The organism is Bacillus sp. DU-106, from assembly GCF_004799705.1.
Taxonomy (GTDB): domain Bacteria; phylum Bacillota; class Bacilli; order Bacillales; family Bacillaceae_G; genus Bacillus_A; species Bacillus_A cereus.
The window spans coordinates 4,605,289-4,620,610 of record NZ_CP026607.1 but is presented as its reverse complement, the minus strand read 5'-3'; the positions used below and the strand labels follow the sequence as shown (position 1 = coordinate 4,620,610).

The following is a 15,322-nucleotide window of genomic DNA, read 5'->3' as shown; positions in this document are numbered from 1 at the left end:
ATATCGATTTCTTATAACGGTTATAACTTTTTGTTAGAGGTGTGTACGATGGATTTGGAGGCAGTACGATCGTTTATTGAAGTGAAGCATACGCGAAGTTTATCAAAGGCAAGTAAGATTTTACATATATCACAACCAGCGCTTAGTAAACAAATTCAAAAGTTAGAAGCGGATTTAGAGGTTACTTTACTTAAACGTTCTGCGCAAGGAGTAGAGTTAACGGAGGCAGGAGAGTTATTTATAAAAAGAATGTTACCGATTTTGGAGCAAATAAATGAAGTGAAAACAGAAATGAGGGGGTATCAAGAGAACCGGAAGTTTTCAATTGGTATACTACCGAGTTTAGCGGAGCATTACATATCAGAATGTAAAAATATATTAGGTGATGAGTTCGAAGTGGAATGGCAAATCGGGCATACGGAAGTATTAAGAGATTTATTTAAAGCGCGGGAGATTGACGCGATGTTCATCGATTCAGTAGTAGAAGGTGCTACGTATATAAAAGAAGTGCAACAAGAGAAAATTGTTTGTGCCGTTTCAAATAATCATCCGTACAAAGAGAAGATAGTCATTCAAATAGAAGAGCTGCACAATGAAAAATTAATTGTATATCCAGAAATATGTGATGTAAGGAAAATGATTATGAACATGTTTCATGAAATAGGTGTAAAACCAACTATAGCTGTGGAAACATCTTACGCAGAACCGATGCTTGCAATGGTAAAAGCTGGCCTTGGTATCACGTTACTTCCAGAAAGGGCAGTAGAGCAGTCTGTAAGGCAAGGAAATGTACATGTAATTTCTGTTGAACCACCACTCATGCGGAAAATTTATTTCGTATCCCATACGAAAGATTGTTTGTTATTACAATCATTTGAGGATAGGGAGTGAGGTAGGCGGAATATTGAGAAAGATTACAATCACATTGAAAGAAACATGAAATTTTAAAAAAAACTAGGTCAAAAACAAACCATTACATGGTATGATTAGTACATTGTTAGTTGTTAAATATAGGGGAATTCCCTTTTTATACATAATGCCTTCCATTTCATAAACGGAACGGACAAAAAAAGAGATATAACTAGGAGGCTTTTTTGCATGGATTCTATCCTGACGATCGTTATCATTGTAGTAAGCTCTATTCTAGTGCTGCTCATGATAGAGCTTGTGATAAGAAATCGTTCATATAAAGATATTGAAGCACTGGAGCAGTGGAAACAAGAGATAAAAGATAAACCTGTGGCAGATGAACTAAAACGGGTAAAAGATTTAAACATGACGGGTCAAACAGAAGAACTGTTTGGTAAATGGCGTGAAGAATGGGATGAAATTGTATCAACAACCCTTCCGAAAGCTGACAAAGATTTAGCGCAAGCGCGAAAATTCGCCTCGCAATTCTCCTTCCGAAAAGCAAAGCATGCGATGAACGAATCCATAAGTGGTTTAGATGACGCTGATAATCGTATTACAGGTGTTTTAAATGAATTACAGCAATTGTTAGAAAGCCATGAGAAAAATAGCTCGGAAATTGAAGGGTTACGTGATACATATCGTAGTATGAAAAAGAGTGTTCTTGCTCATAGACATATGTATGGAGCAGCAGAGCAGAAAATCGAAGAGATGCTAGACGCTGAATCTGAGAAATTTAAAACCTTTGAAGAAGCAACAAACAATGGCGACTATTTAAAAGCGAGAGAAATTGTTATTAGTTTGGAAGAAGGTTTAGCAGATTTAGAAATCATTATTCACCAAATTCCAGATTTATTGGTAGAGTGTCAAGCGACGTTACCAGTTCAGCTGGAAGATTTATTACACGGACATAATGATATGGTAAGACAAGGTTATGTATTAGATTATTTGGAAGTCCCTAAAGAAGTTCGCGATATGACGAAACAACTACAAACATGTTTAATGGATATACAGGAGCTTCATATAACAGAAGCGGCTGAAAAAGTAGAAAACTTAAAAACACGTTTAGATGGCTTCTACGATCAATTGGAACAAGAAGTACATGCGAGACATTATGTGGAGCAAAAAACACTTTCTGTTTACGATGACTTAGAAGAAATGCGTATCGAAACGATTGAAACGAAAACAGAAACACAACTTGTAAAACAAAGCTATCAGTTACAAGATAAAGACATTGAGTCTCAAAAAGTAATTGAAAAGCAAATGCACATTTTAACGAAACGTTTTGAAATGCTACAATTACGCGTTGCAGAACAAGATATTGCCTTCTCTATTATTCGTGAGGAACTAGAAGAGGTTTATGAGCAATGTGAAACGTTAAAAGTACTTCATGCAGAATATAAAGAAATGCTGCAAGCGATGCGCAAAGAAGAATTTGAAGCACGTGAGAAGTTACAAGAAATGCGAAATACTATTTTCGAAACGAAACGCTTTATGCAAAAGTCGAATTTGCCAGGTCTTCCAGAGAGTATTATGGAAGATTTAAAAAGAGGGCAAATGGCAATGCAAGCTGTATATGAACAATTAGAAGTGAAGCCGTTAAATATGAACGCTGTAAATAGCAGTTTAGAAGAAGCATACACAACTGTGAACGGTGTGGCTGAAATGACAGAAGAGTTAATTGGACAAGCATATTTAGTGGAAAAATTAATTCAGTACGGTAACCGTTACCGTAGTCATGATGAAAACCTAGCAGAAAGTTTAAATTATGCTGAGAAATTATTCCGTGAATACCAATACGATGCAGCTTTAGAACAAGCGGCTTCAGTATTAGAGCAACTTGAACCTGGCGTTGTTCAAAAAATAGCTGAATATGTAGACAATGAACAAACCCTTTCATAAAAGGGTTTGTTTTTTTGTGTAATTTTGCAGACGATGTTGCTATAATGAATAGCGGAATACAGCAAGGTTATTCGTTTCAAAATAAAGTGAAACTGTAATCAGTAGGAGGACTCATCCCCATTGATTACTAGCCTTCACCAATCGGGCATTTACGGACAGCCCGACTCCTACCTAACTTCTTTGCTCTAACTGGATTTTGAGGTGAGAGTCTTATTGCCCGTTCATGCGGGATAAAGTGAAACTGTAATAGGAGGGCATCCTCGACAATTATTAGCCTTCACCAATCGAGATAAAATGGAACCTTTGCGTAGTCTTAGCGTAATGACACGTATTTATGATATGATTATACGATGTGATAGCGCTGAAAGGGGAAGAACGATGATCTATTTTGATAATAGTGCGACGACGAAGCCATATCCAGAAGCTCTTCAATCGTACGTGACGGTTGCTGGGAAATATTTTGGTAATCCTTCTTCTATTCATTCGCTTGGAGGAGAGGCAGAGCGTCTATTAACACAATCAAGAACGATTGCAGCGCAGCTTCTTCGTGTTAAACCTTCTGAAATTATTTTTACATCAGGTGGAACGGAAGGGAATAACCTTGCGATTAAAGGGATAGCGATGAGGAATCGTTCGCGTGGCAAACATATCATTACAACAAATATTGAACACGCGTCTGTGTTTGAGGCATATAAGCAATTAGAAGAACTCGGGTTTGATGTAACATATTTACCGGTTAACGAGCATGGTGTTGTGTCGGTAGAAGATGTGAAACGAGCACTTCGTGAAGATACGATTCTTGTGTCAATTATTCATGTGAACAACGAAACTGGAGCAATTCAGCCCGTTGCTGAAATTGGAACGTTATTATCGAATCATCCGAAAATAAGATTCCATGTAGATCATGTACAAGGGATAGGGAAAGTACCGCTTGATTTATATGCGTCTCATATTGATCTTTGCTCAATATCTGGACATAAATTCCACAGTGTAAAAGGAACGGGTCTTCTTTATGTACGCGATGGCGTAAGATTAGATCCGATTTTATCAGGTGGTCAACAAGAGCTTAAGTATCGCTCTGGTACAGAGAATTTACCTGGCATTGTAGCGATGGTGAAAGCACTTCGCATGACAATGGAACAAGTGAAAGAAAAGGTAGCTCATTTGCAAAGTTTACAAGCAGAGCTTGTTCGTTTCTTTAAAGAGATGGAAGATGTAACGATTAACACGTCGCTTGCATATGCAGCACCGCACATTTTAAATGTATCATTTGTTGGTTTAAAACCAGAAGTAGTCGTTCATGCTTTAGAAGAACACGGTGTATATGTGTCAACGAAATCTGCTTGTTCTTCAAAAGCAAATGAAGTGAGCAGAGTGTTAGTGTCAATGGGAGTGCCGCATGCAGCAGCTGCAAGCGCTATTCGTATTAGTTTGGCACCAGAAAACACAATGGAAGAAGTAAAACAATTTGAAGGTATTGTAAAAGAGACGATGCCAAAATTATATGAAGTGATGAGGTAAAGAAATTATGTTGAAATATGAATATATTTTAGTGCGTTACGGAGAAATGACGACAAAAGGTAAGAACCGTTCTAAGTTTGTAAGCACATTAAAAGATAACGTGAAGTTCAAACTGAAAAAATTCCCAAATATTAAAATCGATGCAACACATGATCGTATGTACATCCAGTTAAATGGTGAAGATCATGAAGCAGTCTCTGAAAGATTGAAGGATGTATTTGGTATTCATAAGTTTAACTTAGCGATGAAAGTACCATCAGAATTAGAAGACATTAAAGAAGGTGCATTAGCAGCTTTCTTACAAGTAAAAGGTGATGTGAAAACATTTAAAATTACTGTACACCGTTCTTATAAGCATTTCCCAATGAGAACGATGGAATTATTACCTGAGATTGGCGGACACATTCTAGAAAATACAGAAGATATTACAGTAGATGTTCATAATCCAGATGTAAATGTACGCGTAGAGATCCGCAGTGGCTATAGCTATATCATGTGCGATGAGCGTATGGGAGCTGGCGGTTTACCAGTTGGCGTTGGCGGAAAAGTAATGGTACTTCTTTCTGGTGGTATTGATAGCCCAGTAGCAGCTTACTTAACGATGAAACGCGGCGTATCTGTGGAAGCAGTTCACTTCCATAGTCCACCTTTCACAAGTGAGCGTGCAAAACAAAAAGTAATCGATTTAGCACAAGAGTTAACGAAGTATTGTAAACGAGTAACGCTTCACCTTGTTCCGTTTACAGAAGTGCAAAAAACGATTAATAAAGAAATCCCATCTAGCTATTCAATGACGGTTATGCGCCGTATGATGATGCGTATTACAGAACGTATTGCTGAGGAGCGTAACGCACTTGCAATTACGACTGGTGAAAGTCTTGGACAAGTAGCAAGCCAAACGTTAGATAGTATGCATACGATTAACGAAGTAACAAACTACCCAGTTATTCGTCCGCTTATTACGATGGATAAATTAGAGATTATTAAAATCGCTGAAGAAATCGGCACGTATGATATTTCAATTCGTCCATATGAAGATTGCTGTACTGTATTCACACCAGCAAGCCCAGCGACGAAGCCGAAACGTGAAAAAGCAAATCGTTTTGAAGCGAAATACGATTTCACACCATTAATCGATGAAGCTGTAGCGAACAAAGAAACAATGGTATTACAAACGGTAGAAGTAGTGGCGGAAGAAGAAAAATTTGAAGAACTTTTCTAAAACCATAAATTACCATATCTAAAACGTGTATGAAGTCATGTTATTTATCACACTCTATACTCACAAGGAGGTGATATAACATGTCACGTAGCACAAATAAATTAGCGGTTCCTGGTGCTGAATCAGCATTAGACCAAATGAAATACGAAATCGCTCAAGAGTTTGGTGTTCAACTTGGAGCTGATGCAACAGCTCGCGCTAACGGTTCTGTTGGTGGTGAAATCACTAAACGTCTAGTTTCACTAGCTGAGCAACAATTAGGCGGTTACCAAAAATAATCCCATATGATGGCTTAGAAAGAGCGGGTTCTCCCGCTCTTTCTTTTTTGTGTTGTGTCGCTATTTGTCGGTAAGTCGATGTAATTTCGTTTACTAATTCGACAGAACTGAAAAATTTGTCAAAAGAAGAGGGTTCAAAATTAACTGAAAATTCTTTATTATATAAAGGAGGCATAAAGAAAAGGGAGGATATTTTATGAAGCGAGAAGAATTGTTGGCGCCACCGTCTTATAATTTAGTTTCTGAAATAGAGAAATATACAGGTGATAAAGGGAAGTTAGCTTTAATTTGGCAAGATGATAAAGGGAATCGAAGGGAAGTTACATACGCTGAATTAATGCAAGGTGCGAATAAAATTGGAAACGCTTTTATAAAAAGTGGTTTGCAAAAAGGGGACAAGCTTCTCATTATGATGCCGCGTTTAATTGAAGCGTACATGACGTATATTGCTGCTATTAAAGCAGGATTTGTCGTAATTCCAAGCTCGGAAATGTTACGTAAAAAAGATATAGAATATCGAATTGGACATGGAGAAGTAAAAGCGATAGTAAGCTATGAGCCGTATATTAGGCAGTTTGATGATATAGAAGCGATGGAATCTCTTCGAAAATTTGTCCTGAGCGAGCAGTCAGTAGATGGATGGATTAATTTAAAAACAGCGTTAGAAACAGAGAGTGACATGTTAGAAATGGCGAAGACAGATAAAGAAGATATGGTCTTTTTATCTTACACGTCAGGAACGACAGGAAATCCAAAAGGTGTCGTTCATACACATGCGTGGGCATACGCTCATTTACGTACGAGCGCTCCAAATTGGCTGGGAATTGAAGAGAATGATATTGTATGGGCAACAGCTAGTCCAGGCTGGCAAAAGTGGATTTGGAGCCCGTTTTTAGCAACTTTAGGATCAGGGGCAACAGGGTTTGTATATCACGGTAAGTTTGAACCGAAAACGTACCTAAACTTATTAGACGATAATAAGGTGAATGTACTTTGTTGTACACCGACTGAGTATAGATTAATGGCAAAGGTAGAAGATTTAAGCCAGTACAATTTAGAGGCATTACATAGCGCTGTATCGGCAGGTGAGCCGTTAAATAGAGAAGTCATTGAAACGTTCAAAAAGCACTTTCATATTACAGTGAGAGACGGCTATGGACAAACGGAAAACACATTACTTGTTGGTGTAATGAAAGGGATGGATATTAGACCAGGATCAATGGGGAAACCAACGCCAGGTAACCATGTCGATATCGTAAATGAGGAAGGTACTCCAGTTAAAGTAGGCGAAGTTGGTGATATTGCAGTTCACATTGAAACGCCGGCCCTCTTTAAACAATATTACAAAGACGATGAGCGTACAGCGATGCAATTTCGCGGTGATTATTATATTACAGGTGATAAAGCGAAGAAAGATGAAGACGGCTACTTCTGGTTTGAAGGGCGCGGCGATGATATCATTATTAGCTCTGGTTATACAATCGGGCCGTTTGAAGTAGAGGATGCACTTGTAAAACATCCTTACGTAAGAGAATGTGCAGTTGTCGCAAGTCCTGATGAAATTCGTGGAAGTGTCGTGAAGGCATTTATCGTATTAAGAGAGAATATAGAAAAGAACGAAGAAACACTAATTCCAACACTCCAACAACACGTCAAAGAACTCACTGCACCATATAAATACCCTCGCAAAATTGAATTTGTAGATGAACTACCAAAAACGATTTCTGGGAAAATTCGCCGTATTGAACTTAGAAAACAAGAGATGGAGATTCCGTCAAAATAATTTTGAAAACAGTGAAGTAAATAGTTGAATGAAATGTAAATCAATGATAAAATAAAAACGAACACAAGTTCGATTTTATAAATTTAAAAAAGAGGTGTCCGTATGATTTTAGGTATTAATCCGTACTTAGTTTTAGATGGTAGTGGGCAAGAAGCTGTACAGTTTTATAAAGAGGCTTTAGATGCAAAAGTAGAAGTCATGCAAACTTTTGGTGACATGCCTGAAAATCCAGAATACCCGATTCCAGCTGAAGCGAAAGAGCGCGTTTTACACGCTACTTTAAAAGTTGGTAATACGGATCTTATGATTTCTGATACATTCCCAGGTCAAGGGCATGCAATCGGATCTCAAGTAACAATCGCAATTCAAATTAGTAATGCAGAAAAAGCAAAAGAAGTATTCGATAAGTTACAAGAAGGTGGAGAAGTTATCATGCCACTTCAAGAAACATTCTGGAGCCCAGCATACGGACAAGTGAAAGATAAATTTAATATTGAATGGCAAGTTACAACGTCTACTACTGAACAAAAGTAATTTTTAGAAAAGCACCATGTTTTGAAATGGTGCTTTTTTTTATACAATAAAAAATAAAGGAGATGGGATATATGGGAGAAATTTGGTATGGCGGCACCATTTACACAATGAGAGAAGAAAATGAAAAAGTGGACGCTGTTTACATTGAAAACGGTACGATCGTTGATGTTGGAAGTAAAGAAGAGTTAGAAAACCAATATGCCGCGGTTACATTGTACGATTTAAAAGGCAAAACAATGATCCCAGGTCTCGTTGATAGTCATATGCATCTTATTGGGCATGGAGAGAGATTACTCCGTCTAGATTTATCAAATTGTACATCTTATGGCGAAGTGCTTACTCTTGTTCAGAAGCGAGTGGAAGAAGCTCCAAAGGGCTCTTGGATTATTGGAGAAGGATGGAATGAAAATAACTTTACAGATACGAAAGATGTTCACGCGCGTGATTTAGATGAAATTTCGAAAGAACATCCCATTTTATTAAAGAGAGTTTGTCGTCACGTTACATGGGTGAATGCATACATACTGCAAGAAGCGAATATAACAGCAGCGACAGAAGATCCAAAAGGCGGGAAAATTGGTAGGGATTCATCAAATAAGTTAACAGGGCTTTTATATGAACAAGGGCAAGAATTAATTAAACATGTTCAGCCAGAAATTGATGAAGCTTATTTACAAAGAGCTCTGCAAACAGCGATTAAAGATTGCTGGAAATACGGACTTGTTGGCGGGCATACGGAAGATTTAAATTATTATGGTGGTTTTAGAAAAACATATAATGCGTTTTCTCACGTTATAAAAGAAATGCCATTTAAAGCCCATTTGCTCGTTCACCATGAAGTAGCACATGAACGAAAAGAATATGAAAATGAACATTATATTGAATTTGGAGCAATGAAAATTTTCTCTGACGGTTCTTTTGGCGGAAGAACAGCATTATTAAGTGAACCGTATGAAGATGCGAAGGAAACAAATGGAGTTGCGATTTTCTCACGTGAAGAACTTGCGGAATTAGTAAAGAAAGCACGAGATTTACATATGCCAGTTGCGATTCATACTATCGGTGACTTATCGCTTGAATATGTCATTGATGCACTCGAATTATATCCACCAGCAGAAGGGTTACGTGACCGCATTATTCATTGTCAGCTTGCTCGTGAAGAGTTGATAGAAAGAATGAAAAACTTGCAAGCCATTATCGATATACAGCCAGTCTTTCTTTCATCAGATTTTCCGTCAGTCATTGAAAAACTAGGCGAGCACCGTCTTCGTTATGCGTACGCTTGGAAGACGTTACTGGAAGCAGGATTACACTGCAACGGTGGCTCAGATGCTCCCATTGAACAAGTAAATCCGTTTCTAGGCATATATAGCGCTGTTACACGTAGAAGTTTTATTGACGGTGTATGCTATATGCCTGAGGAGAGATTAATGGTATATGAGGCTGTTTCTTTATTTACAACAGGAAGTGCCTATGCAATTGGAAAAGAAGCGAAGCGAGGGCAAATTACAAAAGGATATGAAGCAGACTTTACAATATTAGACCGCAATATTTTTGAAATTGAGGCAGAAGAAATAAAAGAAGTACAAGCAGAAATGACCGTAATAGATGGCCAAGTTGTCTATAGAAAAGATGCGTAAAAATATATGAGCGGTTTTCGGAATATATCGAATTACCGACAAAAACTGACAAGAATAACGGCCGGATAGTAAGAGAGTATTGTTCGCGTCAATCGGGGTAAATAAATAACCGCAGAATTATGGAATTCCATAATTCTGCGGTTATTTTAATCTTATAAAAACGTTCTCTGTACTTTTTCCCAGAAAGAATTGTTTTTTAATTTAACTGTTTTAATTTGTTTATCGCTTAAGCGTACAACAGCTTTTTCCACTTGTTTAATGCTAAGCGCTTCGTTATCCATGCCGATAACAGGATAATCGTTACCGTCTGGTCTTAGTTTTAAAGTTAATGTACGTTCGTGATTTAAAATGAAAGGTGAACCGAGCGTACGGTAAGTGTTGTTGTTTAAAGATGCTAGTTCGCTTACTTGGAAACATGGGATAAGCGGGTCAACAACTGCACCATGCAATGATTTATTGTAAGCAGTACTTCCTGTTGGGGTAGAAACTACTAAACCGTCCCCTCTAAATGTTTCGAAATATAAATCATCAACATGAACATCTACAACGAATGTTTTAATAATGCTAGAACGTAATGAGAACTCATTTAAACAATGGAAAGATGTACTGTGATCTACATCTACCTGAATTGTTGGATATTTTCGCACTTCAATTTCATTTTTTGTAATTTCTTGAAGGGCTGTATCAACGTGATCAATATGGAAATCGCAGTAGAACGAAATTTCATCTTTCGTAGAAATCCCTGCATATAAGCAATCTTCCCTAAAACCAGTTTTACGAACGGCTTGTAAGAAGGTTGCATCATCTCCAACACTGACGATAGCGTTTGCATTTTTTGGATGATCTAATATGGTAAATCCATTCTCTTCTAAAATACGATAGATTGGTTTCATTTTTTCAACGAGCGTTGCTTTGTCATCACCATAAAAGAAAAATAAATTGCGACGATCTGCCATTATGTATCCCTCCACTGCAGTTAAATTTTCTGTTTTTCGTGCTACATATCATTAGAGTCCGTTCCCTGATGATATGTTCAAATAATATATTTCGATATAAATTGTCAAAATACCTTTTTATTTTTAGAAAAATTTTTATATTCAATCTTATAGAACTCTGTTTAACGATGAATAAACTTGTCGATAATGGGTACGGAGTGAAAGGATGATACGTATGAAGTGGCTCGTAATTGGAATAATAATTCTTCTTCTTTTTATTTTGTTTATACTATTGTCGAAAATAAAGCTTAAGGTGACATTTTTATATTCAGAAATGGAAAAGCAATGTTTGCTTCAAGTGAAAATATGGATGATTCGATATACATTTGATGTGTTGGAAAGAATTGAAAAACAGCAGAAAAAGACAGGACAGAAAATCGAAAAAGCTGAAGAGGACGGCGGACTCGATAATAAAATTATGGCGCAACTTGACAGCATTGGTGAACTGATAAAAAAGCTTCAAGAAGTTCATACTATTGTTAAAGATTTTCTCAAACGAGTGAAAATCAATGGTTGGAAATGGCATACACAAATTGGAGCAGGCGATGCAGCTAGTACTGGAATTGTCACTGGATATGCATGGGGGACAAAAGGTATGGCTGCTGGAGTTGTCGGACAATATATGCATATTGTCGACGTACCAGAATTTGAAATTACCCCAGTTTTTCAAGGGAAAGGATTTGCATCAAGATGCGAGTTAACAGCATCTTTTCGTATATTCCGCGCTATAAAAACTGGCGTCAAATTACTCGTATTTATGAGAAGACAAAGATCTGGTATGACAGAAAAATCTGTTCAAGCATAGGGGGGATATAGAATGGACCATCCAATTCAAGGTTTAATGACAACAGCAATGCAGCATTTAAAACAAATGACTGATGTAAATACAATTGTTGGTGACCCAATTAAAGCGGCAGATGGAAGCGTAATTCTTACAGTTTCGAAAGTAAGTTTCGGATTTGCTGCTGGTGGAAGTGAATTTGGTAAAGTAGAACATTCAGGCCGTCATCCATTTGGCGGGGGAAGTGGTGGAGGAGTTTCTATTAATCCTGTTGCCTTTCTTGTTATAAATGGAGATGGTGTGAAAGTATTGCACTTAGATAAACAAACACACGTCATCGATAAAATAATTGAATTAGCGCCACAAGCTGTTGATAAAGTGAAAGAAATGATGGATAAACGAAAAGAAGATGATCCTGAATTTCAAATTTAACGAATAAAGAAGCTAATCAATAGGTTAGCTTCTTTAATTTTTTTGTAAATAAAGCGATTTTATTTGCATTATCGATAGGGACAAACTATCATTTACATTGTACATATTTTGTTTAAATAAGGGAGGATTTTCAAGTGGCAAACGTAACTTTTAAAGGTAATCCAATGACTTTAGTTGGAACAGAAGTTAAAGTTGGCGATCAAGCGCCAAACTTCCAAGTATTAGCAAACGACTTATCTCCAGTAAGTTTAGAAACATACAAAGGCGAAGTGAAATTAATTAGTGTTGTACCTTCAATCGACACAGGTGTGTGTGATGCACAAACACGTCGTTTTAACCAAGATGCAGCAGGTATTGAAAACGCGAAAGTATTAACAATTAGCGCTGATTTACCATTCGCTCAAAAACGCTGGTGTGCAGCAAACGGTTTAGAAAATGTTGTTACACTTTCTGACCACCGCGACCTTTCATTCGGTGAAGCTTATGGCTTAGTAATGAAAGAGCTTCGTTTACTTGCTCGTGCAGTATTCGTAGTAGATAGCAATGACAAAGTAGTTTACGCAGAATACGTAAGCGAAGGTACAAGCCATCCAAACTATGAAGAAGCATTAGAAGCAGCTAAATCTGCGAAGTAATGTGAAGAGAATGACCTCTTATAAAGAGGTCGTTTTTTCTCATATATTGCTCTGTAACAGCATCGATATATGAGAAAAAACGTTATATCATATATAACTAAAGGGGAGCTCTTTACAGGAGGTCGCTTTTTCTTTTTGGAAAAAATCACTTTGTGGTATGATATAAGTTATGTGTAAAAGAGAGAAGGAGGAATGTACGTGAGTCAGACAGTAGAAACATTATTTTCTATTTTTGATTCTTCTGCGGTAGTTTTACGTAAAGAATTAGATGTAACATATTTAGAGGCGCTTGTAGAAACAGGTGATAACTTGTTTGAGGGAGCGATTTTACAAGAGGAATTATCCGAATCAGCAATTGAAAGGCTGAATCGTGAATATAGTACGTTTAATGAAGAAACATATAAAGGTGAAGAAATTCGTAAAGCATTTCAGTTAGCCATCTTAAAAGGAATGAAAGAAGGCGTACAAGCGAATCATGAAATGACGCCTGATGCAGTTGGAATGTTCATGAGTTACTTATTCCATAAATTTATGCAAGGTCAAAACGAGATCACAGTTTTAGATCCTGCAATTGGAACAGGTAATTTAATGACTACAGTGTTTAATAGCGCCAAAGAAGGACTAACAATGAGTGGATTTGGTGTAGAAGTGGATGAAGTGCTAATTAAACTTGCTTTAGTAAATGCAAATTTACAAAAGCATGCAATCGAATTCTTCCATCAAGATGGACTAGCACCACTTTATATCGATCCAGTTGATGCAGTCGTTTCAGACTTACCGGTTGGTTATTATCCAAACGAAATCGGTGCAAGTGAATATAAATTAAAAGCAGATGAAGGAATGTCGTATGCCCATCACTTATTTATTGAACAAAGTGTGAAACATACGAAAGAGGGCGGTTACTTATTCTTCTTAGTACCAAACTTCATTTTTGAAAGTGACCAGGCACCAAAATTACATGCATTTATTAAAGAAACATGCTTTATTCAAGGGTTATTACAGCTTCCTGTTTCCATGTTTAAAAACGAGAAAAATGCAAAAAGTATATTTGTTCTCCAAAAGAAAGGCGCTAATGTAACAATGCCAAAACAGGCATTATTAGTGGAGTTGCCTAAATTCTCTAACATGAAGGCGATGGAAGACATTATGGATCAATTAAATACTTGGTTTGCAACACATAAATAAAGCTGGGTATATGTAACAGCATTAGTGATTCATGTAGTACAGTTTTATATAATATGTCATATTTTTAAATATATACAAGATTTAACTGAATTTTTTTGAAATCTGTAATATATATTTTTTCTTGGTGTTACAATTTTTTCACTTGAAATATATGTCGGACGATGTTTAAATTAAAATCGTGAGTATAAAATTTGCTAATGATGAAACGTTTTCATATTTGGTGAATTTGATCAGATAAAATCGAGCGGTTTGTGGAAACATCCACACAACTACCAAGAGAAAAAGGGGCGAAAGACTAGATGTCAAAAATCATCGCGATTAACGCAGGAAGCTCTTCCTTAAAATTCCAATTATTTGAAATGCCAAGTGAAACAGTATTAACAAAAGGTTTAGTAGAACGTATCGGTTTAGAAGATAGTATCTTCACTATTACTGTAGATGGCGAAAAACAAAAAGAAATTACAAACATTCCAGATCACGCAGTAGCAGTTAATATGCTTCTTAAAAAGTTAACTGAAAACGGAATCGTTAAATCTCTAGATGAGATTGGCGGTATCGGTCACCGTGTTGTTCACGGCGGCGAAAAATTTGCTGACTCTGTTTTAATTACTGATGAAGTATTAGCTGATATCGAAGAATTAAGCGATTTAGCACCACTTCATAACCCAGCAAACGTTGTTGGTATTAAAGCATTCCAAGAAGTATTACCAAACGTACCAGCAGTAGCAGTATTCGATACAGCATTCCACCAAACAATGCCGGAATCTGCATTCCTATACAGCTTACCATATGAGTACTATGAAAAATTCGGCATCCGTAAATACGGTTTCCACGGAACTTCTCATAAATATGTAACTGAGCGTGCGGCTGAATTATTAGGTCGTCCAATTGAAAGCTTAAGCTTACTTTCTTGTCACTTAGGTAACGGTGCAAGTATCGCAGCAGTAGAAGGCGGTAAATCTATCGATACTTCTATGGGCTTCACACCACTTGCTGGTGTAACAATGGGTACACGTTCTGGTAACCTTGACCCTGCGTTAATTCCATACATCATGGAAAAAACAGGCCAAACAGTAGAAGAAGTAGTTAACGTATTAAACAAGAAGAGTGGTATGTTAGGTCTTACTGGTTACTCTAGTGACCTACGTGACATCATTGCGAAAGAAGAAGAAGGCGACCACCGTGCGAAAGTAGCACTTGATGTATTCGTAAGCCGTATCCACAAATACATCGGTTCTTACACTGCTCGTATGAAAGGTGTAGACGCAATCATCTTCACAGCTGGTGTAGGTGAAAACAGTGCGATTATTCGTGAGCGTGTATTAGAAGGCCTTGAGTACATGGGCGTATACTTCGATGCAAAACGTAATAACGTATTCGGTGAAGAAGCATTCATCAGCTTCCCACACTCTCCAGTAAAAATTATCGTAATTCCAACTGACGAAGAAGTTATGATTGCTCGTGACGTACTACGTCTTGGAGATATTGGTTAATATATGAAAAGA

General features: G+C 37.2%; 14 protein-coding genes. 13 read left to right on the top strand and 1 reads right to left on the bottom strand.

Annotated elements, in window-relative coordinates:
• The first annotated feature begins 48 nt into the window (after positions 1–48).
• The 8 genes from C3Y97_RS23505 to C3Y97_RS23470 all read left to right on the top strand — a co-directional run bounded on the left by C3Y97_RS23505 (position 49) and on the right by C3Y97_RS23470 (position 9,789).
• Complete coding sequence (locus C3Y97_RS23505; protein WP_071740844.1) at positions 49–891, top strand: LysR family transcriptional regulator; 843 nt, start codon at positions 49–51, stop codon at positions 889–891.
• Between the two features lie 207 nt (positions 892–1,098).
• Entirely contained in the window at positions 1,099–2,811 is a 1,713-nt protein-coding gene (gene ezrA / locus C3Y97_RS23500) for a septation ring formation regulator EzrA (RefSeq protein ID WP_000377313.1), read from the top strand.
• A 378-nt stretch (positions 2,812–3,189) separates the two neighbouring features.
• Positions 3,190–4,332 (top strand): cysteine desulfurase family protein, encoded by a 1,143-nt coding sequence (locus C3Y97_RS23495; protein ID WP_000638992.1) that lies wholly within the window; start codon positions 3,190–3,192, stop codon positions 4,330–4,332.
• Between the two features lie 7 nt (positions 4,333–4,339).
• Positions 4,340–5,554: a tRNA uracil 4-sulfurtransferase ThiI gene (gene thiI, locus C3Y97_RS23490; RefSeq protein ID WP_000922337.1), complete on the top strand. Its 1,215-nt coding sequence runs from the start codon at positions 4,340–4,342 to the stop codon at positions 5,552–5,554.
• 80 nt (positions 5,555–5,634) lie between these two features.
• Positions 5,635–5,832: an alpha/beta-type small acid-soluble spore protein gene (locus tag C3Y97_RS23485; protein WP_000091640.1), complete on the top strand. Its 198-nt coding sequence runs from the start codon at positions 5,635–5,637 to the stop codon at positions 5,830–5,832.
• Positions 5,833–6,028: 196 nt separating this feature from the next.
• A complete protein-coding gene (gene mbcS, locus C3Y97_RS23480; RefSeq protein ID WP_000817767.1) occupies positions 6,029–7,615 on the top strand; it encodes an acyl-CoA synthetase MbcS in 1,587 nt (528 codons plus the stop codon).
• A gap of 102 nt (positions 7,616–7,717) precedes the next feature.
• The gene (locus tag C3Y97_RS23475; protein WP_000600350.1) at positions 7,718–8,149 is read left to right on the top strand and encodes a VOC family protein; all 432 of its coding nucleotides are present in this window, start codon (positions 7,718–7,720) and stop codon (positions 8,147–8,149) included.
• A 71-nt stretch (positions 8,150–8,220) separates the two neighbouring features.
• The gene (locus C3Y97_RS23470; protein ID WP_000503978.1) at positions 8,221–9,789 is read left to right on the top strand and encodes an amidohydrolase; all 1,569 of its coding nucleotides are present in this window, start codon (positions 8,221–8,223) and stop codon (positions 9,787–9,789) included.
• A 152-nt stretch (positions 9,790–9,941) separates the two neighbouring features.
• On the opposite strand, the gene C3Y97_RS23465 is transcribed toward C3Y97_RS23470, so the two are convergent.
• Positions 9,942–10,745, bottom strand: a complete 804-nt coding sequence (locus C3Y97_RS23465) for an NAD kinase (RefSeq protein ID WP_000785180.1) — start codon at positions 10,743–10,745, stop codon at positions 9,942–9,944.
• 205 nt (positions 10,746–10,950) lie between these two features.
• Between C3Y97_RS23465 and C3Y97_RS23460 the strand changes: the two genes are divergently transcribed.
• From C3Y97_RS23460 to ackA, 5 genes are all read left to right on the top strand, one after another.
• Positions 10,951–11,589, top strand: coding sequence for a DUF2953 domain-containing protein (locus C3Y97_RS23460; protein WP_002164419.1), 639 nt, complete (start codon positions 10,951–10,953; stop codon positions 11,587–11,589).
• A 12-nt stretch (positions 11,590–11,601) separates the two neighbouring features.
• Positions 11,602–11,997, top strand: a complete 396-nt coding sequence (gene ytfJ, locus C3Y97_RS23455) for a GerW family sporulation protein (RefSeq protein WP_000350003.1) — start codon at positions 11,602–11,604, stop codon at positions 11,995–11,997.
• 134 nt (positions 11,998–12,131) lie between these two features.
• Positions 12,132–12,632 carry a thiol peroxidase gene (gene tpx, locus C3Y97_RS23450; RefSeq protein ID WP_000024526.1) on the top strand — a complete coding sequence of 167 codons (501 nt, stop codon included), beginning with the start codon at positions 12,132–12,134 and terminating at the stop codon, positions 12,630–12,632.
• 198 nt (positions 12,633–12,830) lie between these two features.
• Positions 12,831–13,817 (top strand): class I SAM-dependent methyltransferase, encoded by a 987-nt coding sequence (locus C3Y97_RS23445; RefSeq protein ID WP_000084367.1) that lies wholly within the window; start codon positions 12,831–12,833, stop codon positions 13,815–13,817.
• Between the two features lie 299 nt (positions 13,818–14,116).
• Positions 14,117–15,310: an acetate kinase gene (gene ackA, locus C3Y97_RS23440; protein ID WP_000034575.1), complete on the top strand. Its 1,194-nt coding sequence runs from the start codon at positions 14,117–14,119 to the stop codon at positions 15,308–15,310.
• Positions 15,311–15,322 lie beyond the last annotated feature (12 nt).

What these genes read in the sequence shown, in the direction of transcription:
- C3Y97_RS23505 (WP_071740844.1), top strand. Translation starts at nt 49, where the DNA reads ATGGATTTGGAGGCAGTACGATCGTTTATTGAAGTGAAGCATACGCGA.
- ezrA (WP_000377313.1), top strand. Translation starts at nt 1,099, where the DNA reads ATGGATTCTATCCTGACGATCGTTATCATTGTAGTAAGCTCTATTCTA.
- C3Y97_RS23495 (WP_000638992.1), top strand. Translation starts at nt 3,190, where the DNA reads ATGATCTATTTTGATAATAGTGCGACGACGAAGCCATATCCAGAAGCT.
- thiI (WP_000922337.1), top strand. Translation starts at nt 4,340, where the DNA reads ATGTTGAAATATGAATATATTTTAGTGCGTTACGGAGAAATGACGACA.
- C3Y97_RS23485 (WP_000091640.1), top strand. Translation starts at nt 5,635, where the DNA reads ATGTCACGTAGCACAAATAAATTAGCGGTTCCTGGTGCTGAATCAGCA.
- mbcS (WP_000817767.1), top strand. Translation starts at nt 6,029, where the DNA reads ATGAAGCGAGAAGAATTGTTGGCGCCACCGTCTTATAATTTAGTTTCT.
- C3Y97_RS23475 (WP_000600350.1), top strand. Translation starts at nt 7,718, where the DNA reads ATGATTTTAGGTATTAATCCGTACTTAGTTTTAGATGGTAGTGGGCAA.
- C3Y97_RS23470 (WP_000503978.1), top strand. Translation starts at nt 8,221, where the DNA reads ATGGGAGAAATTTGGTATGGCGGCACCATTTACACAATGAGAGAAGAA.
- C3Y97_RS23465 (WP_000785180.1), bottom strand. Translation starts at nt 10,745, where the DNA reads ATGGCAGATCGTCGCAATTTATTTTTCTTTTATGGTGATGACAAAGCA.
- C3Y97_RS23460 (WP_002164419.1), top strand. Translation starts at nt 10,951, where the DNA reads ATGATACGTATGAAGTGGCTCGTAATTGGAATAATAATTCTTCTTCTT.
- ytfJ (WP_000350003.1), top strand. Translation starts at nt 11,602, where the DNA reads ATGGACCATCCAATTCAAGGTTTAATGACAACAGCAATGCAGCATTTA.
- ackA (WP_000034575.1), top strand. Translation starts at nt 14,117, where the DNA reads ATGTCAAAAATCATCGCGATTAACGCAGGAAGCTCTTCCTTAAAATTC.